Source organism: Plantactinospora sp. WMMB334 (assembly GCF_049179095.1).
GTDB lineage: Bacteria > Actinomycetota > Actinomycetes > Mycobacteriales > Micromonosporaceae > Plantactinospora.
The window spans coordinates 7,824,875-7,844,446 of sequence record NZ_JBMHME010000002.1; the positions used below are offsets into that span (position 1 = coordinate 7,824,875).

General features: G+C 71.3%; 22 protein-coding genes. 14 read left to right on the forward strand and 8 right to left on the reverse strand.

The window, feature by feature from the left end:
* The first annotated feature begins 74 nt into the window (after nt 1–74).
* Nucleotides 75–578 carry a DUF402 domain-containing protein gene (locus ACN27G_RS33940; RefSeq protein ID WP_421496716.1) on the forward strand — a complete coding sequence of 168 codons (504 nt, stop codon included), beginning with the start codon at nt 75–77 and terminating at the stop codon, nt 576–578.
* Between the two features lie 24 nt (nt 579–602).
* Here the strand turns inward: ACN27G_RS33940 and sigJ are convergent, their stop codons facing one another.
* Nucleotides 603–1,619 (reverse strand): RNA polymerase sigma factor SigJ, encoded by a 1,017-nt coding sequence (gene sigJ, locus ACN27G_RS33945; RefSeq protein ID WP_421496717.1) that lies wholly within the window; start codon nt 1,617–1,619, stop codon nt 603–605.
* Nucleotides 1,620–1,904: 285 nt separating this feature from the next.
* Between sigJ and ACN27G_RS33950 the strand changes: the two genes are divergently transcribed.
* Nucleotides 1,905–2,531, forward strand: coding sequence for a DUF47 domain-containing protein (locus ACN27G_RS33950; protein WP_421496718.1), 627 nt, complete (start codon nt 1,905–1,907; stop codon nt 2,529–2,531).
* Between the two features lie 5 nt (nt 2,532–2,536).
* Nucleotides 2,537–3,538 (forward strand): inorganic phosphate transporter, encoded by a 1,002-nt coding sequence (locus ACN27G_RS33955; RefSeq protein WP_421496719.1) that lies wholly within the window; start codon nt 2,537–2,539, stop codon nt 3,536–3,538.
* Between the two features lie 55 nt (nt 3,539–3,593).
* On the opposite strand, the gene ACN27G_RS33960 is transcribed toward ACN27G_RS33955, so the two are convergent.
* Nucleotides 3,594–4,562, reverse strand: coding sequence for a Gfo/Idh/MocA family protein (locus ACN27G_RS33960; protein ID WP_421496720.1), 969 nt, complete (start codon nt 4,560–4,562; stop codon nt 3,594–3,596).
* Nucleotides 4,563–4,676: 114 nt separating this feature from the next.
* Here ACN27G_RS33960 and ACN27G_RS33965 point away from each other — a divergent pair, with 114 nt between their 5' ends.
* From ACN27G_RS33965 to pstB, 6 genes are all read left to right on the forward strand, one after another.
* Nucleotides 4,677–5,507, forward strand: coding sequence for an NUDIX hydrolase (locus tag ACN27G_RS33965; RefSeq protein ID WP_421496721.1), 831 nt, complete (start codon nt 4,677–4,679; stop codon nt 5,505–5,507).
* A gap of 233 nt (nt 5,508–5,740) precedes the next feature.
* On the forward strand, nt 5,741–6,187 hold the full coding sequence (locus ACN27G_RS33970) for a hypothetical protein (RefSeq protein WP_421496722.1): 447 nt from the start codon (nt 5,741–5,743) through the stop codon (nt 6,185–6,187).
* 235 nt (nt 6,188–6,422) lie between these two features.
* A complete protein-coding gene (pstS, locus tag ACN27G_RS33975; protein WP_421496723.1) occupies nt 6,423–7,523 on the forward strand; it encodes a phosphate ABC transporter substrate-binding protein PstS in 1,101 nt (366 codons plus the stop codon).
* Nucleotides 7,524–7,695: 172 nt separating this feature from the next.
* The gene (gene pstC / locus ACN27G_RS33980; RefSeq protein ID WP_421496724.1) at nt 7,696–8,679 is read left to right on the forward strand and encodes a phosphate ABC transporter permease subunit PstC; all 984 of its coding nucleotides are present in this window, start codon (nt 7,696–7,698) and stop codon (nt 8,677–8,679) included.
* On the forward strand, nt 8,676–9,752 hold the full coding sequence (gene pstA / locus ACN27G_RS33985; RefSeq protein ID WP_421496725.1) for a phosphate ABC transporter permease PstA: 1,077 nt from the start codon (nt 8,676–8,678) through the stop codon (nt 9,750–9,752). The genes pstC and pstA overlap by 4 nt, the downstream gene beginning before the upstream one ends.
* Before the next feature lie 19 nt (nt 9,753–9,771).
* A complete protein-coding gene (gene pstB / locus ACN27G_RS33990) occupies nt 9,772–10,551 on the forward strand; it encodes a phosphate ABC transporter ATP-binding protein PstB (protein WP_421496726.1) in 780 nt (259 codons plus the stop codon).
* Nucleotides 10,552–10,603: 52 nt separating this feature from the next.
* Here the strand turns inward: pstB and mshD are convergent, their stop codons facing one another.
* From mshD to ACN27G_RS34005, 3 genes are all read right to left on the reverse strand, one after another.
* A complete protein-coding gene (mshD, locus tag ACN27G_RS33995; RefSeq protein ID WP_421496727.1) occupies nt 10,604–11,611 on the reverse strand; it encodes a mycothiol synthase in 1,008 nt (335 codons plus the stop codon).
* Nucleotides 11,612–11,643: 32 nt separating this feature from the next.
* Entirely contained in the window at nt 11,644–12,609 is a 966-nt protein-coding gene (locus ACN27G_RS34000) for a polysaccharide deacetylase family protein (protein ID WP_421496728.1), read from the reverse strand.
* 260 nt (nt 12,610–12,869) lie between these two features.
* Nucleotides 12,870–13,583 (reverse strand): winged helix-turn-helix transcriptional regulator, encoded by a 714-nt coding sequence (locus ACN27G_RS34005; RefSeq protein WP_421496729.1) that lies wholly within the window; start codon nt 13,581–13,583, stop codon nt 12,870–12,872.
* A 275-nt stretch (nt 13,584–13,858) separates the two neighbouring features.
* Here ACN27G_RS34005 and ACN27G_RS34010 point away from each other — a divergent pair, with 275 nt between their 5' ends.
* From ACN27G_RS34010 to ACN27G_RS34030, 5 genes are all read left to right on the forward strand, one after another.
* Nucleotides 13,859–14,869, forward strand: coding sequence for a hypothetical protein (locus ACN27G_RS34010; RefSeq protein WP_421496730.1), 1,011 nt, complete (start codon nt 13,859–13,861; stop codon nt 14,867–14,869).
* 190 nt (nt 14,870–15,059) lie between these two features.
* Nucleotides 15,060–15,872 carry a DUF2993 domain-containing protein gene (locus ACN27G_RS34015; protein ID WP_421496731.1) on the forward strand — a complete coding sequence of 271 codons (813 nt, stop codon included), beginning with the start codon at nt 15,060–15,062 and terminating at the stop codon, nt 15,870–15,872.
* A 101-nt stretch (nt 15,873–15,973) separates the two neighbouring features.
* Nucleotides 15,974–16,051 carry an Ms5788A family Cys-rich leader peptide gene (locus ACN27G_RS34020; RefSeq protein WP_311202345.1) on the forward strand — a complete coding sequence of 26 codons (78 nt, stop codon included), beginning with the start codon at nt 15,974–15,976 and terminating at the stop codon, nt 16,049–16,051.
* Nucleotides 16,052–16,221: 170 nt separating this feature from the next.
* Nucleotides 16,222–17,070 carry a sulfurtransferase gene (locus ACN27G_RS34025; RefSeq protein ID WP_421496732.1) on the forward strand — a complete coding sequence of 283 codons (849 nt, stop codon included), beginning with the start codon at nt 16,222–16,224 and terminating at the stop codon, nt 17,068–17,070.
* A gap of 5 nt (nt 17,071–17,075) precedes the next feature.
* Complete coding sequence (locus ACN27G_RS34030; protein WP_421496733.1) at nt 17,076–17,396, forward strand: DUF1416 domain-containing protein; 321 nt, start codon at nt 17,076–17,078, stop codon at nt 17,394–17,396.
* Between the two features lie 116 nt (nt 17,397–17,512).
* Here ACN27G_RS34030 and ACN27G_RS34035 read toward each other — a convergent pair whose 3' ends face one another.
* The 3 genes from ACN27G_RS34035 to ACN27G_RS34045 form a co-directional block, all read right to left on the reverse strand.
* On the reverse strand, nt 17,513–17,650 hold the full coding sequence (locus ACN27G_RS34035; protein WP_421496734.1) for a hypothetical protein: 138 nt from the start codon (nt 17,648–17,650) through the stop codon (nt 17,513–17,515).
* Nucleotides 17,647–18,408 carry a class I SAM-dependent methyltransferase gene (locus ACN27G_RS34040; RefSeq protein ID WP_421496735.1) on the reverse strand — a complete coding sequence of 254 codons (762 nt, stop codon included), beginning with the start codon at nt 18,406–18,408 and terminating at the stop codon, nt 17,647–17,649. Before ACN27G_RS34040 ends, ACN27G_RS34035 begins: the two co-directional genes overlap by 4 nt.
* Nucleotides 18,409–18,507: 99 nt before the next feature.
* The gene (locus tag ACN27G_RS34045) at nt 18,508–19,533 is read right to left on the reverse strand and encodes an esterase/lipase family protein (RefSeq protein ID WP_421496736.1); all 1,026 of its coding nucleotides are present in this window, start codon (nt 19,531–19,533) and stop codon (nt 18,508–18,510) included.
* Nucleotides 19,534–19,572: the final 39 nt, after the last annotated feature.

The following is a 19,572-nucleotide window of genomic DNA, read 5'->3' on the forward strand; positions in this document are numbered from 1 at the left end:
GTTGTCGATCCAGACGCCTTCCGGACGCTTCGCACACCACGCGACGTGGGCGATATCGGCTAGGGTGCGGAGGCATGTCGAGCGATGTGGTCCGGGTCGTCTACCGCAAGTACGACGGCACCGCGCACCGGGACTACCCCGCCCGCAGACTGGCCGAGGACGACCTCGGGGTCTGGCTCGGCGTGACCGCCGGCACGGAGTCGGTCTATCATGGCCGGCCCTCGGTGGAGCAGATCCCGTTCGTGCTGCTGGTGCCGCACGACGCCTGGTGGAGCACGATGTTCAACCCGCCACCGCGGACGAGCGAGGTCTACTGCGACATCGCCAGCCCGGCCCGCTGGGAGGGCGACACGGTCCACCTGATCGACCTGGACCTGGACGTGGTGCGTCGGCGTGGCACCGGCCTGGTGGAGCTGCGCGACGAGGACGAGTTCGCCGAGCACCGGGTCCGGTTCGGCTATCCCGACGAGGTGGTGGCGCAGGCCAGGGCGGCGGCGGAACGGCTCTTCGTCGCCCTCGGTGACGGCACCGAGCCGTTCGCGTCGGCGTACCGGAAGTGGTTGGCCCTGGTGGTCTGACCCGGCACCCGCCCGGACGCGCCGCTAGCCACGCACCGGCGGCACCGGGTGGGCCCGTCCCTCTTCGGTGATCCTGGCCACCCGGGCCAGCTTCTCCGGGTTGACCTGGTGGTAGGCGCCGGTGATCCGGCCGTCCGCGACGGTGAACCACATGACGCCGTGCAGCGGCAGGCCCGGCCGGTACTCCGCCTCGACCTGGATGCCGAGCGTCCCGTTGACCAGGACCAGCCGCATCCGCAGGTCGCGGGTCTCCCAGGAGGCCCGGCGCATCAGCCCGAGGGCGAACCGGGCCACCTTGGCGGCGCCGGCGACCGGCTGCCGTGCGGTGGGGAAGAGGCCGCCGCCGTCGCCGACGAAGACCACGTCCGGGGCGAGCACCTCGAGCAGCCGCTCGGGATCGCCGGACTCGACCGCCCGGAGGAACGCGGCGACCAGGCGGCGGTGCTCGGCCGGGTCGGCGGAGTGGCGGGGGCCCTCCTCGGTGACGGCGCGCCGGGCCCGCGAGGCGAGCTGCCGGGCGGCGCCCGGACTGGTCCCCAGCACCACGGCGATCTCCGGGAACGGCACGGCGAAGACGTCGTGCAGCACGAACGCGACCCGCTGGTCCGGGGTGAGCCGCTCCATCAGGGTCAGCAGGGCGATGCCGACCTGTTCGGTCTGCGCGGCCCGTTCGGCCGGGTCCGGGGCGAACCCCTCCGCGCCGCCGCCCGGCCCGGAGCCGGCCGGGTCGGGTGTCCCGGGACCCTCCGGGCCGGGCAGCCGGCCGACGATCGGCTCCGGCAGCCACTGGCCCTGGTACGACTCCCGCCGTATCCGGGCCGAGCGGAGCAGGTCGAGACAGATCCGGGCGGTCGCGGTGGTCAGCCAGGCCCGCAGGTCGCGTATCTCGGCGCGGGCCTGCGGGGTGCCGAGCGCGGCGGCGTAGCGGAGCCAGGTCTCCTGGACGGCGTCCTCCGCCTCCGCCCGGCTGCCCAGCATCCGGTAGGCGACCGCGGTGAGGTGGTCCCGCTCGGCCTCGAACTCGGTTGCCAGGTCCCGCATCGCCGCCTCCCGCCGCCGTAGCCTCGTCCCGAGCTCTCGACTCCGAGGCTCTTTCCCGCGAGGTTAGCCCGGCGGTGTGTCCGGACCGGTCCCCTCTGTCGACCGGTTCCGGACTCTCCGTCCCGCCGTGTCGGGTTGCAAGGTGAACATTGGATGAATGGAAAATGAATCGACCCTGACCAGGGGTGGGCCGGCGAGAGCGCCGATCCGAGGTTTCCTAGCATTCCCGGGGGGCAGCCTCTTGCGCCCGCCACCCGTCCGCCGACGCAACGAGGTTCCTGAGCCGTGAAGTTTTCCCTCCGCCCCTCCGAGGGCGCCTTCTACGAGTTGTTCACGAGAGCTGCGCAGAACCTCGTACGGGGCACCGAACTCCTCAACGAGTTGGCGCTGCCCGGGGTCGACGTCCAGTCGGTCAGTGAGCGGCTCACCGAGGTCGAACACGACAGCGACCAGATCACCCACGAGCTGTACAAGAAGATCAACTCAACCTTCGTCACCCCGTTCGACCGGGAGGACATCTACCGGCTCGGCTCGCTGCTCGACGACGTGATGGACCACCTGGAGGCGGTCGGCAACCTGCTCTACCTCTACGGGCTGACCAAGCTCCCGTCGCTGCCCCGGGAGATGCACGAGCTGGTGAACGTCCTCGACCAGCAGGCGAAGCTCACCGCCGAGGCGATGCCCCGGCTGCGGGCGATGAAGGACCTCGAGGACTACTGGATCGAGTGCAACCGGCTGGAGAACGACGGCGACCAGGCGTACCGGATGCTGCTGGTCCGGCTCTTCTCCGGTGAGTACGACGCGCTGACCGTGCTGAAGATGAAGGAGGTCGCCGACGAGCTGGAGGCGGCCTGTGACGCCTTCGAGCACGTGGCCAACACGATCGAGACGATCGCGGTCAAGGAGAGCTGACCCCGGTGAACCCTGAACTCATCGCCGTCCTGGCGGTGATCGCCGTCGCGCTCGTCTTCGACTACACCAACGGCTTCCACGACGCCGCGAACGCGATCGCCACCAGCATCTCCACCCGGGCCCTGACCCCGAGGGTCGCCCTGGCCATGGCCGCCGTCGGCAACTTCGTCGGCGCGCACTTCGGCGCGGACGTGGCCAAGACGGTCGGTTCCGGGCTGGTCGAGCTGCCGACCGGCGTCTCCAGCCTCGGCATCGTCTTCGCCGGCGTGATCGGCGCGATCACCTGGAACCTGATCACCTGGTACTTCGGCCTCCCCTCGTCCTCCTCGCACGCCCTGATCGGCGGGCTGGTCGGTTCGACGCTCGCCGCCGCCGGCACGGTGCTCTGGAAGGGCATCGGGGAGAGCGTCGTGCTGCCGATGATCCTCTCCCCGATGGTCGGCTTCCTCCTCGGCTACCTGGTCATGGTCGCCGTGCAGTGGATCTTCCGGAACGGGCAGCCCAGCAAGCTCAACCGGGGTTTCCGGTGGGCCCAGACCGTCTCGGCGGCGGCGATGTCGATCGGGCACGGCATGCAGGACGCGGCCAAGACGATCGGCATCGTGGTGCTCGCCCTCTATGTCGGCGGCTACCAGGGCAGCGCCGAGCACATCCCCGAGTGGACGTTCTGGACCTCGGCGACCGTGCTGGCCCTCGGCACGTACGCGGGCGGGTGGCGGATCATCCGTACCCTCGGTCGGAAGATCATCGATCTCCGGCCGCCGGAGGGCTTCGCCGCGGAGACCGTCGCCAGCAGCGTGCTCTACTTCAACGCCCTGGTGCTGGGCGCCCCGATCTCCACCACGCACACCATCACCTCGGCGATCATGGGCGTCGGGGCGACCAAGCGGCTCTCCGCCGTCCGGTGGGGCGTGGCGGGCAACATCATCGGCGCCTGGGTCCTCACCTTCCCGGCGGCCGGCTCGATCGGCGCCCTGATGTACGTGCTCGTCAACCCGCTCTTCTGAGGTGTAAGGAGGGGGCCCTTCTACAACAGAAAACGATAAGCGGGGGCCCTTCCTTTCACGGGTATGTGACGCCGAGCTGCTCGCGGATGTCGTCGAGCAGGCCCATCACCTCGAGGGTGGCGGCGTGCGGCACCAGCGGGCTCTCCAGCAGCCCGGCGGCGAGGCAGCGCTGCACCTCGGCCGCCTCGTGCTGGTAACCGGAGCCGGTGAGGTCGACCGGCAGCAGCTCCGGGTCGGCGCCGTCCCGGAGCAGGGTGACCTGCCCGGGGCGGTAGAACGGCGGCGCCAGCTCGATCCGGCCGGTGCGGCCGGTGATCACCGCCGCCACCCGGCTGGCGCCGATCATGCCGCAGCTCAGTGTCGCGACCGCGCCCGAGTCGTAGCCGAGGATGACGCCGGTGTTCTCGTCGACACCCTCCGGGCTGATCTTCGCCCAGGAGCGGACGTGGTCCGGCAGGCCGAGCAGCAGGTGCGCCAGGCTGATCGGATAGACCCCGAGGTCCAGCAGGGCGCCGCCGCCGAGCGCCCGGGCCCGCATCCGGTGCTCCGGCGGGAACGGCCCGCCGACCCCGAAGTCCGCCTGCACGCCGGTCACCTCGCCGATCGCGCCGTCGGCGATCAGGTCCAGGATCCGGAGTACGACGGGATTGCAGCGCATCCACATCGCCTCCATCAGGAAGCGGTTGCCGGCGACGGCGGTGTCGACGAGCCGTTGGGCGGTGGCCCGCTCCAGGGTGATCGGCTTCTCCACCAGCACCGCCCGGCCGGCGGCGAGGCAGGCCGAGGCGGCCTCGAGGTGCGCCGCGTGCGGGGTGGCGACGTAGACGACGTCGATCTCGTCGTCGGCGGCGAGTTCCTGCCACGACCCGTACGCCCGGCCGATCCCGTGCCGGTCGGCGAAGGCCCGGGCGGTCTCCGGCGTACGGGAGCCGACCGCGACGACCTCGGCGTCGGGGAGCAGGCGGAGGTCCTCGACGAAGGTGGCGGCGATGTAGCCGGTGGCCAGGATGCCCCAACGTGTCATTCCGGCACGGTAGCCCAGCCGGGCCCCGGCCGGACGACGCGTCCCGGCGGGCAAGATCGCGGCTTCCCGGCCGGGACTCCCGGGCGCCGCTGCTCCGGGAACTACGCTCGCGGCATGACCAGCTTCGTCGCCCCGGAGTCGATCGTCGCGCACGCCCGCCGGTTCTACGCCGAGGGCGGGGTGCCGGCGCCGCCCCGGCCGGCAGCCACGGTGTTGCTGCTCCGGCCGGACCCGTCCGGTCCGGAGGGCTTCGAGGTGTACGTCATCCGCCGCGCCGCCTCGATGACCTTCGGCGGCATGTACGCCTTCCCGGGCGGCAGCGTCGACCCGGGCGACTCGCAGATCCGGCTGGACTGGTCGGGTCCCGCCCCGGCGGACTGGGGCGGCCGGCTCGGCCAACCCGCCGGGGCGGCCCAGGCGCTGGTCTGCGCGGCGGCCCGGGAGGTCTTCGAGGAGGCGGGCGTGCTGCTCGCCGGGCCGGGGCCGGAGGCGGTGGTCGGCGACGTCAGCGGCGAGGAGTGGGAGCGGGACCGGCGGGCGCTGGTGGAGCGGCGTACCGGCTTCGCCGACCTGCTCCGGGAGCGTGGGCTCACGCTCCGCTCCGACCTGCTGCTGCCGTGGAGCCGGTGGGTCACCCCGGAGTTCGAGCCGCGCCGCTTCGACACGTACTTCTTCGTGGCGCTGTTGCCGGCCGGGCAGCTCCCCCGGGACGTCTCCGGGGAGGCGGACCACACGATGTGGATCCGTCCGGCCGACGCGTTGGCCCGGGTCGGGGCCGGTGCGATCGCCATGCTGCCGCCCACGCTGATCACCCTGACCGAGCTGGCCGGCTGCCCCGACCTGGCCGCGGTGCCGGTCGCCGCCGCCGGGCGGGACCCGGCCCGGCCGCTGACCCCGAGGCTCGCCACCGCCCCGGACGGCACGTCCCGGTTCACACTGGACTGAATCTTCCACCGGACGTACGGCAGATGAATTCTCGGCGTCGAGTTGGTGTATCGGGTTGTCGCTCGGTGATCAAACGTTACCGAGTGGTGATATTTTGGCGCAGGCGGGACGGGTAGACGGAAGTCAATCGCCTTCGGCGGCGGTCGTACAGCTATCGGACGGGGTAGATGAACCCACAACGAGCATCAATCGCGAACGACACGCCGCGGGAATCGGATCTCGTACATATTGCCGTGCCGGCCGAGTACGTCGAACACATCGCCCGGCTGATCAAGGATCTCGACCGGCGGGCCCGACCGCTTGCGCCGCCGACCCGGCGGGGCAGGCCGGTGGTGGCCCCGCACGGTGGTGAGTGGCCGGTCGACGAGTTGCGTCGGTTCGCCCAGGGGCGGTCCCGCACCCACGAGACCGTCGTCGCCGTCCTCGACCTGCTCTCCGACCGTCCGGGGGAGCGGCTTCCGGTGAGCGAGATCGCCGCCGAACTCGGCAGTCCGGTCGGCAAACTGATCGGCGCGCTGGGCGGGCTCACCCGCATCGTGAAGGCGTACCACGATTATCAGCAATGGGGCCTTCCGGTGCACCGGACGTGCCAGTCTGCGCCGGGACGGGCCACCGTCGTCTACTACGGCGTCTCGGCGGAACAGGCCCGCCGGTGGCGGTTGGTCCGGGACGGCGAATAACGCGCCGGGCGCGGCGACAAACGGTAATAAGGGCGCGGGTCGGCCGGAAATGATCCGGACGGGGACGGTCGGGCGGGCGCAACTCCACGGCGACAGCTTTTGTTCAGCTTCCGTTCACCATGCCCGGTCCAGTCGTTTATGAACGGCTCGTACTGTCCACGGCGTTCGACACGGGACCAGTACCAGGCCGCTAGGCCGGCGGCTCGACCCAGACCTCAGAGAGGCAACCATTACCGTGAAGCGTAAGACCCTTCGGCTGGCCGCACTGCCGGTCGCCGTCATGCTTACCCTGGGCGCCGCCGCCTGTGGCGGCGGCGACAACGACTCCGACAGCGGCAACGGCGACGCGGCCTCGGTCAGCGGCAACCTCGCCGGTGCCGGCGCCTCCTCGCAGGGTGCCGCCATGGAGGCCTGGATCGCCGGGTTCTCGGAGCAGGCGCCGGACGCGACCGTGACCTACGACCCGGCCGGCTCCGGTGCCGGGCGCAAGCAGTTCACCAGCGGCGGCGTGCAGTTCGCCGGCTCCGACGCCTACCTCAAGCCGGAAGAGATCACCGCGGCGAACGCGACGTGCGGGCCGGACGGCTTCGTCGAGTTCCCGGGCTACATCAGCCCGATCGCCGTCGCCTTCAACCTGCCCGGCGTGCAGAAGCTCAACCTCTCACCGTCGGTGATCGCGAAGATCTTCGACGCCAAGATCACCAAGTGGAACGACCCGGCGATCGCCCAGCTCAACGAGGGCGTCCAGCTCCCCGACCGGAACATCACGCCGGTGCACCGCTCCGACGAGTCGGGGACGACCGAGAACTTCACCGACTACCTCGCCAAGGCCGCGCCGCAGGACTGGACGCACGAGGCCGACGGTGAGTGGCCGACCCAGACCGGTGAGGCGGCCGCGCAGACCCAGGGTGTCGCCGCCGCGCTGCGCGGTGGCGAGGGGACCATCGGCTACCTCGACGCCTCCCAGGCCAGCGGCCTCGGCAGCGTCGCCGTGCAGGTCGGTGAGGGCTTCGTCGAGTACTCGGCCCAGGCCGCCGCGGCGGTCGTGGACGCGGCCGAGAAGGTCTCCGGCCGGCCCACCCACAGCTACGCGATCGACCTGCCGCGCGACACCAAGCAGTCGGGCGTCTACCCGATCGTGCTGGTCTCCTACCAGCTCGCCTGCACCCAGTACGACAGCCAGGAGAAGGTCGACCTGGTCAAGGCGTTCCTCTCCTACGTGATCAGCCCGGAGGGCCAGGAGGCCGCCGCCGGGAACGCGGGCTCCGCGCCGATCTCGGACACCCTGCGCACGCAGGCCAAGCAGGCGATCGACGCCATCAAGGTCGCCGGCTGACCGCCGCACCGACGCGTCAGGTGGTGTGACGCGGTGGGCCCGGAAGACCGGTGTGATCGCCGGCCGGGCCCACCGCCGTGGCAGAAGGTCCGACAACCGAATACCAGTTCGACGAGGAACACCAGGAACACCACAGCCTGAGAACCGGGTACGAGCCTGAGGAGGCGTACACGTGACCACCCCCGCCACCGCGCAGAGCGGGGCACCGACCGGCGGAGAGGGACCGCAGGCGGGATGGACGACCGCCAGCCGGCGGATCGGCGACCGGGTCTTCTCCGGTACGGCGGTCGCCTCCGGGGTCCTCATCCTCCTCACGCTCGCCGCGGTCGCCGCCTTCCTGATCTACGAGGGCTATCCGGCGCTCATCGCCGACCCGGTGGACGTGCCGGGCGGTGAGGGCTTCCTCGCCTTCGTGGGCCCGCTCCTCTTCGGTACGGTCCTCGCCGCCGTGATCGCCCTGGTCGTGGCGGTGCCGCTCTCCATCGGCATCGCGCTGTTCATCTCGCACTACGCCCCCCGGAAGGTGGCCGCGGTGCTCGGCTACCTCGTCGACCTGCTGGCCGCCGTGCCGAGCGTCGTCTACGGCCTCTGGGGCATCTTCTTCCTCGCCCCGCAGGTGGTGCCGGTCTACCGCTGGCTGGAGAGCACCCTCGGCTTCATTCCGATCTTCGCCGGCCCGACCTCCACGACCGGCCGGACGATGCTCACCGCCGGCCTGGTGCTGGCGGTGATGGTCCTGCCGATCATGACGGCGGTCAACCGGGAGGTCTTCCTCCAGACGCCGACCCTGCAGGAGGAGGCGTCGCTCGCGCTCGGCGCCACCCGCTGGGAGATGATCCGGATGACCGTGCTGCCGTTCGGCCGCTCCGGCATCGTCAGCGCCAGCATGCTCGGGCTCGGCCGGGCCCTCGGCGAGACGCTGGCGGTCGCCATGCTGCTCTCCGCCTCCAACGTCATCACCGTGAACCTGATCAGCAGCACCAACACCAACACCATCGCGGCGAACATCGCGCTGGACTTCCCGGAGTCGAGCGGCCTCGCGGTCAACGCGCTGATCGCCTCCGGTTTGGTCCTCTTCGTCCTGACCTTCGTCGTCAACTACGCGGCGCGGGCGATCGTCGCCCGGCGGCGTGACTTCTCGGGAGCGAACGCATGACGGCGACGACCACCAAGCCGAGCGCACCGCCCGCCGCCCTCGGCGCCGCGCTGAGCCGGCCCGTCCTGCCCGCCTGGGCACCGTGGACCATCGCCGCGGCCTGCATCGTCGTCGGCGTCGTCGGTGCCACCCTGCTCGGCGCGGGGCTGCCGCTGGCCGTGGTGCTCGCGGTGCTGCTGGCCGCGATCGTGCTGCCGGCGGTATCCGCCCGGGTCGAGGGGGCGCGCCGCGCCAAGGACCGCTTCGTGACCATCGTGGTCTCGGTCGCCTTCAGCCTGGCGATCCTGCCGCTGATCTCCCTCCTCGTCACCGTGCTGACCAAGGGCATCGGCCGGCTCGACGGTGAGTTCATCAGCAGCGACATGCGGGGGGTCCTCGGACCGGGCGGCGGTGCGCTGCACGCCATCGTCGGCACCCTGCTGATGACCGGCGCGGCGGCGGCGATCTCCGTACCCGTCGGCATCATGTGCGCGGTCTACCTCGTCGAGTACGGCCGTGGCCGGCTCGCCCGGGCGATCACGCTGCTGGTCGACGTGATGACCGGCATCCCCTCCATCGTCGCCGGCCTCTTCGCCTTCGCCTTCTTCGCGATCTTCCTCGGCCCGAGCGTCCGGTTCGGCATCGGCGGTGCCGTGGCGCTCTCGGTGCTGATGGTGCCGATCGTGGTCCGGTCGGTCGAGGAGATGCTCAAGCTCGTCCCGAACGAGCTGCGCGAGGCGTCGTACGCGCTGGGCGTGCCGAAGTGGCGCACCGTCATCCGGGTCGTGCTCCGGACGGCCGCGGCCGGGATCGCCACCGGCGTCATGATCGCCATCGCCCGGGTGATCGGCGAGACGGCACCGCTGCTGATCATCGCCGGCGCGACGACCAGCGTGAACACCGACCTCTTCGACGGTCGGATGGCGTCGCTGCCGGTCTTCACCTACTACTCGTACAGCATTCCAGGGGCGCGGCCGGAGTTCGGCGTCGACCGCGCCTGGGCCGCCGCCCTGACGCTCTTCATCATCGTGATGGGCCTGAACCTGGTGGCCCGGCTCATCTCCCGGTTCTTCAGCATCTCGAACAACCGCTGACGCGCGGAAAGGACCTCTCGTGGGCAAGCGGATCGACGTCTCGGACCTCGACATCTTCTACGGCTCGTTCAAGGCCGTGGAGGGCGTGAACATGGCGATCGAGCCGCGCTCGGTGACGGCTCTGATCGGACCGTCCGGGTGCGGCAAGTCGACCTTCCTGCGCTCGCTGAACCGGATGCACGAGGTGCTGCCGGGTGGGCGGGTCGCCGGCAAGGTCGTGATGGACGGCCACGACCTCTACGGCGACGGCATCGACCCGGTCGCCGTACGCCGGCACGTCGGCATGGTCTTCCAGCGGCCGAACCCGTTCCCCACCATGTCGATCTACGACAACGTGGTGGCCGGGGTGAAGCTCAACAGCAAGCGGATGCGGAAGCCGGCCCTGGACGAGCTGGTCGAGAGCACGCTGCGCGGCGCGAACCTCTGGGAGGAGGTCAAGGACCGCCTCAACCGGCCGGGTTCCAGCCTCTCCGGTGGCCAGCAGCAGCGGCTCTGCATCGCCCGGGCCATCGCGGTCCAGCCGGACGTGCTGCTGATGGACGAGCCCTGCTCGGCGCTCGACCCGATCTCGACCCTGGCGATCGAGGACCTGATCTACAAGCTCAAGGAGCAGTTCACGATCGTGATCGTGACCCACAACATGCAGCAGGCCGCCCGGGTGAGCGAGCGGACCGGGTTCTTCAACATCGAGGGCACCGGCAAGCCGGGCCGGCTGATCGAGATGGACTCGACGCAGAAGATCTTCAGTAACCCGTCGGTGAAGGCCACCGAGGACTACATCACCGGTCGCTTCGGCTGAGCCGACGCACGTCGCCCGCCGGGCGGCCGCGCTGCGCGGCCGGTCCCGGCGGTCAGTCCCGGCGGTAGTGGACGTGTGCCGCCCAGTGGGCGAAGCCGAGGCGCTCGTAGAGCGCCACCGCCGAGGCGTTCGACTCGTCGACGTAGAGCATGACCCGGGCGACGCCCCGGTCCCGCAGGTAGGCCAGTCCGGCGACGGTCAGCGCCCGGCCCAGCCCGCCCCGGTGCGCCGACGGATCCACGCCGAGCACGTAGACCTCGCCGATGCGGTGCGGGCCCGGCTCGCCGTGCGCTCCTCGCTCGCCGGGCGGTCCCCCCTCGCCGTGTGGTTCTCCGTCGCCGTGCAGCTTCGTCCAGTGGAAGCCGAGCAGGCGATCGCCGGACTCCTCGACGGCGAGCAGGAAACCGGCCGGGTCGAACCACGGCTCGGCCAGCCGGAGCCGCAGGTCGGCAAGGCTCCACCGGCCCTGCTCCGGGTGGCTGGCGAAGGCCCGGCCGTTCACCGCCAGCCACGCCTCGTCGTCGAGGCCGGGACGGAAGGCGCGCAGCCGCACGCCCGCGGGCAGGGGCGTCTCCGGGAGCGTCGGGCCGAGCGGGCGGCGTAGTTGCCAGAGCATCCGGGCCCGCCGGAAGCCCAGGTCGACCGCGAGTGCGGCGGCGGAGGGATGGTCGCCGTGTGCCCAGAGGCGCAGCGGGCCCGGCGTCGCCGCCACCCTCTCCGCCAGCGCGCGCCCCACTCCGCGCCGCCGGTGCTCCGGATGCACCACCAGCTCGGCCATCGTCCCGGCCACCGGCCCGCCGGACTCGTCCGACCCGCCCGATCCATCGGGCCCACCCGGCTCGTCCGGTTCCAGGTAGGCGTAGCCGGCGAGTACGCCGTCGGCGGTGCGTACGGTCAGGTGTGTGGCCGGGGCATCCGGCTGGCGGAGCCGGAGCAGCACGTGCTCGGCGAGCGGGTCCGCCCCGTCGGCGGTGCCGGCGGCACGGGCGAGCGCCAGCACCTCGTCGACCTCGGCCGGGGTGAGCCGGCGTGTTCCGGAAACCGCGCTGCTGCCGTGCACCCCTATACCGTATCCGCGCCCTGATCTGGCGCTCAGGCCGGTCGAGGGGCGGTCGGCAGGGCCGCGAGCGCGTACCACCGGCCGAGGTTCGGCAACAGCCGGTAGAGCGCGTTGACCGTGCCCTGCCGGTTGCCGCCCGCGTCGTGCAGCAGCACGATGGCCCCGGGCGTGACCCCGGCGGTCACCCGGGCCGCGATGGTGCCGGCCCCGGGGCGGGTCCAGTCCTGCGGGTCCACCGCCCAGTGCAGCGACGTCATCCCCAACTGCCGGGCCACCGCGACGACGGACGAGGTCCAGGCGCCGCCGGGCTGCCGGAAGTAGCCGATCCGGGCATCGGGGACGGCCGCCCGGATCGCCGCGTTGGTGCGCTCCAGGTCGGCCCGGATGGTGGTGCCGGACCGGCTGCCGAGCTTGAGATCGTGCTGCCAGGAGTGGTTGCAGAGGGTGTGCCCGTCCGCCGCGATCGCCCGTACCAGCTCCGGGTACGCCTTGGCGTTCTGGCCGACCAGGCAGAACGTCGCCTTGACGTGGTGGTCGCGGAGCGCGGCCAGGGTCTGCGGGGTGTACCGGGGATCGGGGCCGTCGTCGAAGGTCAGCGCCACGTAACTGTCGCCGGTGCTGATCCGGGCGCCGTACGGGCCGCCCCGCTCGGCGGGGAGTTGCGCCGGCCCGTGGTCGGGATCGGGTCCGGTGGTGCCGGGCTGCGGGCTGCCGCCGGGCGAGGGCTGTGCGCCCGGCGACGTCGCGGCCGGTGCGCCGGTGCCGGTGCCACCTTCGGGCGGTGGAGCCGTCAGGCCGGGATCACCCCGCCCCTGCGGGCGCCCGCCGGGCCGGTCACCGGGCCGGACGTCCGGCTCCGCTCCGGCGTGCGGCTCCGGCTGCTGCTGGGCGCGGGGTGTGGGCGGGGCCAGTGGCCCGCCGGGCCGGCCAAGGACGTGGCCGAGCGCGTACGCACCGCCCAGTACGGCGACGGCGAGCACCGCCGCGGCGGTGAGCATGCGGCTCCTGGAGACGGCCGGCATCAGCGCGCCGCCCGGTGTGAAACCGCCCGTGCCGCGCCGCGGACCATCGTGGCGACCGCTGGTACCAAACCCTGCCTCCTACCGGATACTTCCGGTAAAAGGCTATGCGCGGAATGACCGAATTATCTCACTTTTCCGATAATTGCAGTCCTATCGTCGCTGCCCCGGCATGCCAGAAGGCCACCCGGTGCACCGGGTGGCCTTCGTGGTCGTGATCCGACGGGCGGCGGCACCGATCAGACGGGCAGCGGAATTCCCTCGGACTCCGGCAGCGGCCGGGACGGCGGGGTGACGAACTTGTAGCCCACCTGGCGGACGGTGCCGATCATCGACTCGTACTCCGAGCCGAGCTTGGCCCGCAGGCGCCGGACGTGCACGTCGACCGTGCGGGTGCCGCCGAAGTAGTCGTAGCCCCAGACCTCGCGCAGCAGCTGGTCCCGGGTGAAGACCCGGCCCGGGTGCTGGGCGAGGAACTTGAGCAGCTCGAACTCCTTGTAGGTCAGGTCGAGCGGCCGGCCCTTGAGCTTGGCGGCGTAGGTGTCCGGGTCGATGGTCAGCTCGCCGGCCCGGATCATGCCGCCGGCCGCCGCGGTCGCGTTGCTCAGCCGGCCCACCGCCAGCCGCAGCCGGGCCTCGACCTCGGCCGGACCGGCGCTGGCCAGGATGACGTCGTCGACGCCCCAGTCGGCGTTCAGCGCGATCAGGCCGGCCTCGGTCACCACCGCCACCAGCGGCACACCGAGCCCGGTGGCGTGCAGCATCCGGCAGGTCGCGCGGGCCTCGCTCAGTTCCGAGCGGGCGTCGACCAGTACGGCGTCCGGGCTCGGCCCGGAGACGAGGGTACGGACATCACGCGGAGCGGTACGCACCGAGTGGGGAAGCAGGTCGAGGGCCGGCAGCACAACGGACGGTTCGCCTGCGCGCGCGGTCACCAGCAGCAGGATCTCCACACATCACCTCCGTCCCCGCGGCACCAGGAGTATGCGCCGCGCGGTGGCCAGCGGCACTCGGGCGGGGGACACCGGGACCGCTGGAGACTGGGGTCGTCCCGGCGTCGCTGACGGGTAGGTAAGGCTTAACCTTATCGGAACTTCCGGCCGACGCTCTCACACGTTCGGTTCATCGCTTGTGTGATCGGTCATTACAGGCAGGTTTCCGGATCGTGTTTCCGGGTTGGGCGGGCCGGGCCCGGCGCGCCGGCCGGTCGGTCTGGCACGATCGGGGCGTGTACCCCTCGAAGCCACCGGAGACAGGTCGCGACTCCTGGCCGGAACCGCGCAACCCCTTCGACGGTCCACGCAGCGGCGACACCGGCCCGCGCAATCCGGGCGGCCCACGCGGCGGCGATGCCACCCGGCCGGCGGGGACGGACCCCGACCCGGCGGCGACCGACGGCGAGGACGACACCTCGCCCGTCCCGGTCCGCCGGCTGCTCTCGGTGGCCATCGCCGGCTTCGCCGGCCTGCTGGGCGTCGGACTGATCTTCGGCGCCCAGACCGCCGGGCCGGGCGCCCGACTGCCGTTCGCCGTGGTGCTCTTCGGCGTGCAGCTCCTCTTCGTGCTCGCCTGGACCATGGCGATGCGACCGCCGGCACTGCCGCTGGTCGCCGGGGTCGCGGTGGCGGTGGCGGTCGCCTCCGACGCGGCCGCCGTGCTGCCCCGGATAGCCGCGCTGGCCCCCCTCGGGTACGTCGCCGCGGGCGGCTTCCTCATCGGCGTACTCGGGCAGCTGGTCCGGCCGGCCGACCGGGCCCGGGTGACCGAATCGCTCGGCGCCACCCTCTTCATCGTGGTCGGCGTGGTCTCCTTCGGCACGCTGATCGTGCTCAGCCGGATCCCGAAGGGCACCCAGGCGATCTTCGTCTGCCTGACCGCGGCGGCGGTGGCCCTGGCCGTCGCCCGGCTGACCGACGCGCTGCTGCCCTGGCCGCGGCTTGCCCCGCAGGTGCCGCGCGGCGCGGCCGGCGTGGTGATCGGGGCGATGCTCGGCACCCTCGCCGCCGGTCTTCTCGGCAGCTATCTGGTCGCCTTCACCCCGACCAGCGGCGCCCTGGTCGGGCTGGTCGCGGCGGCGGCCGCCGCCCTGGCCGACCTCGGTGTGGGGTACGCCGAGGCGGGCCGCCAGATGGCCGGCGAACCGCCGACGATGTGGGTGGCCCGGCACATGCAGGGCCCGCTCGGCGGCTTCGCCCTGGCCGCCCCCGCCGCCTACGCCATGTCCGTCTTCTTCCTGTAAGGAAGGGCCCCCGCTTATCGCTTTCTGTTGTAGAAGGGCCCCCTCCTAACCGCTGGCCGCCGGGTCTGGCGGGTGGGCCGCGGGCGTCGCCGACGGTTGGAGATGTGCCGCGTCGGGTAGATAGTGGTCTCCGGCGACGATGATGGGACGAACGGTGCCGTATCACGGCACCTGTGATCGGGGAGGCGGCGTGGCGGACAGCTATCCGGCAGAGGGCGGGACCTACGGCGAGCGGCCGCGCCGGCGCAGGGGGCGTCGGGCGCTGGTCATCCTGGTCGTCGTCCTCCTCGTGTTGGCCGGGCTCCTGGTGGTGGCCGACCGGGTCGCCGCCGGGGTCGCCGAGCGGATGGTCGCCGACCAGGTCGAGCAGGAGCTCGCACAGCAGAACGTGCGGTCCAGCGCCCCCGAGGTGACGGTCGGTGGCTTCCCGTTCCTGACCCAGGTGCTCAACGGCAGGTACGACTCGATCAAGGTGCTGCTCCGCGACGTACAGGGCCCGGTGCAGGGCACCGACGCGGCGGTGCGGGTGCCGGAGCTGACCGTCGACGCGCAGGACGTGACCGCCTCGATGGACACGCTCCGCACCGGGCAGGGCGAGGTCACCGCCGCGACGGTGCGGGGCACCGGGACCATCGCGTACGACAGTGTGGTCGAGTTGATCGACCGGCCCGGGGTGCAACTGCGGGAGCAGGACGGCAACCTGGGCATCACCGCCCCGGTGCGGGTGCCGATTCTCAACCAGGAGTTGACCGTCCAGGGCACCGCGACGCTGAGCGTCGAGGGTGACGACGTCGTGATCAACTTTGAGAACCTGAGCTCCGCCGACCTGCCGGACAACCCGGTGATCCAGACCTTCGTCAACAACTTCGCCCGGCAGCTCGCCGTCCGGGTACCGCTGCCGTCCCTGCCGTTCGCGCTGCAACTGCACGAGGTACGGCCGGCGCCGGACGGTCTCGCCGTGACGGCCAGCGCCGAGAACGTGGCGCTCAGCCAGCTCAGTTGAGGGCGGCCCGACAGGCCGGCGGTCGCTCGTCGGGGTGGAACGATCCCGGATCGTGGTTGGTCCTGGGTGCCGGTCCGCTCCCGCTGGTAGGCTCCGGATCCATGGGGACGCTCCTCACCAAACGGCGCGCGGTCGACCTGTGCCGCGTGGCCACCTGCCTGTGTCGCCCCGTCATCTGACGGCGGGGCTGTTCTGCGTACCCTCTGAGTCCTTCCCTCACGCCCGGCAGCGGCGCCGTCGCACGTCCCGTGATCCGTCCTTCCATGGGTCCCGCGCGTGACATGCGACAACAACGGCGGTCGATAACCACGCGCAGGCTCACACACAATCCTCACCAAGGAGTGATCTGATGAGTCGCGACACCGCACTCGTCTCGGCCGACTGGGCCGAGAAGAACCTCGACGCCCCCGGCGTGGTCTTCGTCGAGGTCGACGAGGACACCACCGCCTACGACGGTGGGCACATCGCCGGTGCGATCAAGCTCGACTGGAAGAACGACCTCCAGGACCAGGTACGCCGGGACTTCGTCAACAAGGCACAGTTCGAGGCGCTCCTCTCCGAGCGGGGCATCTCCAACGACGACGTCGTGGTGCTCTACGGCGGCAACAACAACTGGTTCGCCGCGTACGCGTACTGGTACTTCAAGCTCTACGGCCACCGCGACGTGAAGCTGCTCGACGGCGGCCGCAAGAAGTGGGAGCTGGACGCCCGGCCGCTCGTCACCGACCAGGTCTCCCGGCCCGCCACGCGGTACACCGCCCAGGAGCCGGACCTGTCGATCCGGGCCTTCCGCGACGAGGCGGTGGCCGCGATCGGCACCAAGAACCTGGTCGACGTGCGCTCCCCCGACGAATACGCTGGTCGGCTGCTCGCCCCGGCCCACCTGCCGCAGGAGCAGGCGCAGCGCGCCGGGCACATCCCGACCGCGATCAGCGTGCCGTGGTCGAAGGCGGCCAACGAGGACGGCACGTTCAAGTCCGACGACGAGCTCCGCAGGATCTACGGCGAGGCCGGGCTGGACGGCGGCAGGGACACCATCGCCTACTGCCGGATCGGCGAGCGCTCCTCGCACACCTGGTTCGTGCTCAAGGAGCTGCTCGGGCACCAGAACGTGAAGAACTACGACGGATCCTGGACCGAGTACGGCTCGCTGGTCGGCGTGCCGGTGGCGCTCGGCGACGAACCGGGGGAGGCGTGACCACCATGACCGCTCCGATAGCCGCCGGCTGCGCGGCACCCGACCAGGCGGCGCCGCTGCCGGCAAGTCTGGACCTGGAGAAGGAAACCGTGATCACCGGGATCGTCAGCGCCGCGAGCGGCGAGATCGTGCCCGGGGCGTACGTCCGGCTGCTCGACTCGACCGGCGAGTTCACCGCCGAGGTGGTCACGTCGCCGGCCGGGCAGTTCCGGTTCTTCGCCGCACCCGGCACCTGGACGCTGCGGGCGCTGTCCCGGCACGGCAACGGCGACACCGAGGTGACCGCCGCCCGTGGCGTCAACGAGGTGACGGTCACGGTCGCCTGATTTTCCCGTGCCACGTCGGAAGGCCCGCCGATCTCGTGTGATCGGCGGGCCTTTCCGCGCGCCCCCGGCACCGGGCCACTCCGACCCGCCTCTGCGCCCGGCGGTGGTCAGGGGGGTCAGGGGGTGAGGACGACCTTGCCGACGACGGTCTTGGATTCGGCCAACCGCAGGGCGTCGGTGCCGCCGTCCGCGGCGAGCAGTTCGGCGTGCCTGTTGACGACCTCCACCGTCACGAACAAGCCCCTGGGGGTCATCGCTGGCCGGTTATGGTGCGAGCTGTCGCCGGCATGCCGTACCCGCCGGAGCTGGTTCGGTGTTCTTCGATCTCGGCGGTCATCAGGCGGCGGGCGGTGTCACGCTGACGCGCGTCCAGGGAGTCGAACAACGCCTTGAGAGGACCGAAACCGGTGTCGTAGCTCCACCATGATTCGAAGTCGGGATACTCGGTCACCCAGTTGAACCACGACGCATGGATGGTGTGGATGCCCGCGTTTTCCAGGTGCCGCTCGAACGCACCGGGCCGGGCAGCCTCGGTGAAGAGCACCTCCATGTCGGGAATTGCTCCTTCGGGAAGTATCTGGCGCAACACCGACAGGCCGACACGTGTGTACGGGCTGCCTGCCAGGTTACTCCAGGTAGCAATGCTGATCAGGCCGCCGGGCCGGAGAATGCGGCCGGCCTCCCGCGCCGCCACGTCGAACGGAGCCGTTCCCGGTAGGAACAGACCCATTCTGGAGACGACCGCGTCGGCACTACGATCGGCGAGGTCCAGCTCGGCCATGGACATTGCCCGGAACTCGACGCCCAGACCGTCCCGTGCCGCGCTCGCCCGCCCCACCGCGAGCACGGCCGGGTCGATGTCGACGGCGGTGATCCGCAGATCCGGACGGCGGCGGGCCAACGTCAGGCTCAGCTCCCCGGTGCCGCAGGCCAGTTGGACGACGTGGGCGCGGTCGGGCAACATCTCCACCGGATTCAGCAGCCGGTCTGCCAGGCCGGTCAGCAGCCGCATGACGTTGACAGCCGTCGCGTCGGGTTCGGGAGTTGTCACGGACAAGGTCCTCCTCGTAGAAGCATCGGGGCGGGTAGCGCCGGATCGCGGCCGGGTCGCCTAGCGTCGCGCGTACAGGTAGCGTTTCGCGGCGGGCTCTGCGGTGGCGAGCGGGGCCGCACCCCAGTTCGCGGCCAGGGTGGCGTTGAGTTCGGCGAGGTGTTGGTCGTACCTACCGGGGTCGACACCGGGCATGTGGGTCTGGGCGCACACGGCCGGCGGAATCCGGCCGGGCCGCGCTGCGCCGTGATGCGTGAGTGCGTCCATGGTCAGGGCGTAGGCGACCGCGTCGGAGGTGCCGACCGCGATGTGCTCACTCGTGTCGTCCGCACACAAGCTCTGTACCGAGACGTTGGTGATCGAACCGGGTCCGGTGTGCAAGCTTGTCGACCCGGTGCTGTCCTGGTTGGGCGTGACGTACTGATCCAGGGTCGTGTAGACGTTGGTGTAGGAGATGCCCCGGAAGGTTTCCTGGTACGAGTTGAGCGCCCCGATGAACGTCGCGTCGGGCGTCATCTGCCAGAAAGCCGCCGGGCAGGCACCACCGGAACAATTCGCGGCGCTGACGAGGCTGCCGTGGTTGGGCGTTGCCAGGGCGACGTTGTCAGCGACCATGCGGCGGGTGTCGGGCCAGAAGCGCAACGCGAACCGGGCCTCGAGCCCACCCTGGCTGTGTCCGATGACAGCGATCCTCCGACCGCTGATCCTGTGGACGTAGCGGATGGCATGCACGACGTACTCGGCGGACACCTGGATGTCGCCGAGACCGTGACCGGGCAGTGTCACCGAACAATACGGGTAATGGATCTTGTCGAGGGCGGCGAACCAGTTCCACGAGTACTGTGCCGGATCCAGCGCCGTCGCGGGGACGAACAGGGCCACCTCGGCCCGGGCCCGGGCTACGTTCGGCGTGCACGTCACTGCCGCCGCGAGCGCTGCCGCCGGCACCGACAGGCGCGGTCCCGGTTGAAAGACCGGCGCATAGTCCCGTGCCGGGCCGTCGGCGGACCGTCCGGTGGCCGACGCCTGCCCGGCCGTGCCTCCCAGCGCCCCGGACAGGAGCAGGCACGCCACCAGGCCAGGCACGAAGTTGCGGAGAAGAACGTTCATAGGGCTTCCTTCGAA

What these genes read in the sequence shown, in the direction of transcription:
- ACN27G_RS33940 (WP_421496716.1), top strand. Translation starts at nt 75, where the DNA reads ATGTCGAGCGATGTGGTCCGGGTCGTCTACCGCAAGTACGACGGCACC.
- sigJ (WP_421496717.1), bottom strand. Translation starts at nt 1,619, where the DNA reads ATGCGGGACCTGGCAACCGAGTTCGAGGCCGAGCGGGACCACCTCACC.
- ACN27G_RS33960 (WP_421496720.1), bottom strand. Translation starts at nt 4,562, where the DNA reads ATGACACGTTGGGGCATCCTGGCCACCGGCTACATCGCCGCCACCTTC.
- ACN27G_RS33965 (WP_421496721.1), top strand. Translation starts at nt 4,677, where the DNA reads ATGACCAGCTTCGTCGCCCCGGAGTCGATCGTCGCGCACGCCCGCCGG.
- pstA (WP_421496725.1), top strand. Translation starts at nt 8,676, where the DNA reads ATGACGGCGACGACCACCAAGCCGAGCGCACCGCCCGCCGCCCTCGGC.
- ACN27G_RS34000 (WP_421496728.1), bottom strand. Translation starts at nt 12,609, where the DNA reads ATGCTCACCGCCGCGGCGGTGCTCGCCGTCGCCGTACTGGGCGGTGCG.
- ACN27G_RS34020 (WP_311202345.1), top strand. Translation starts at nt 15,974, where the DNA reads ATGGGGACGCTCCTCACCAAACGGCGCGCGGTCGACCTGTGCCGCGTG.
- ACN27G_RS34025 (WP_421496732.1), top strand. Translation starts at nt 16,222, where the DNA reads ATGAGTCGCGACACCGCACTCGTCTCGGCCGACTGGGCCGAGAAGAAC.
- ACN27G_RS34030 (WP_421496733.1), top strand. Translation starts at nt 17,076, where the DNA reads ATGACCGCTCCGATAGCCGCCGGCTGCGCGGCACCCGACCAGGCGGCG.
- ACN27G_RS34035 (WP_421496734.1), bottom strand. Translation starts at nt 17,650, where the DNA reads ATGACCCCCAGGGGCTTGTTCGTGACGGTGGAGGTCGTCAACAGGCAC.
- ACN27G_RS34040 (WP_421496735.1), bottom strand. Translation starts at nt 18,408, where the DNA reads ATGCGGCTGCTGACCGGCCTGGCAGACCGGCTGCTGAATCCGGTGGAG.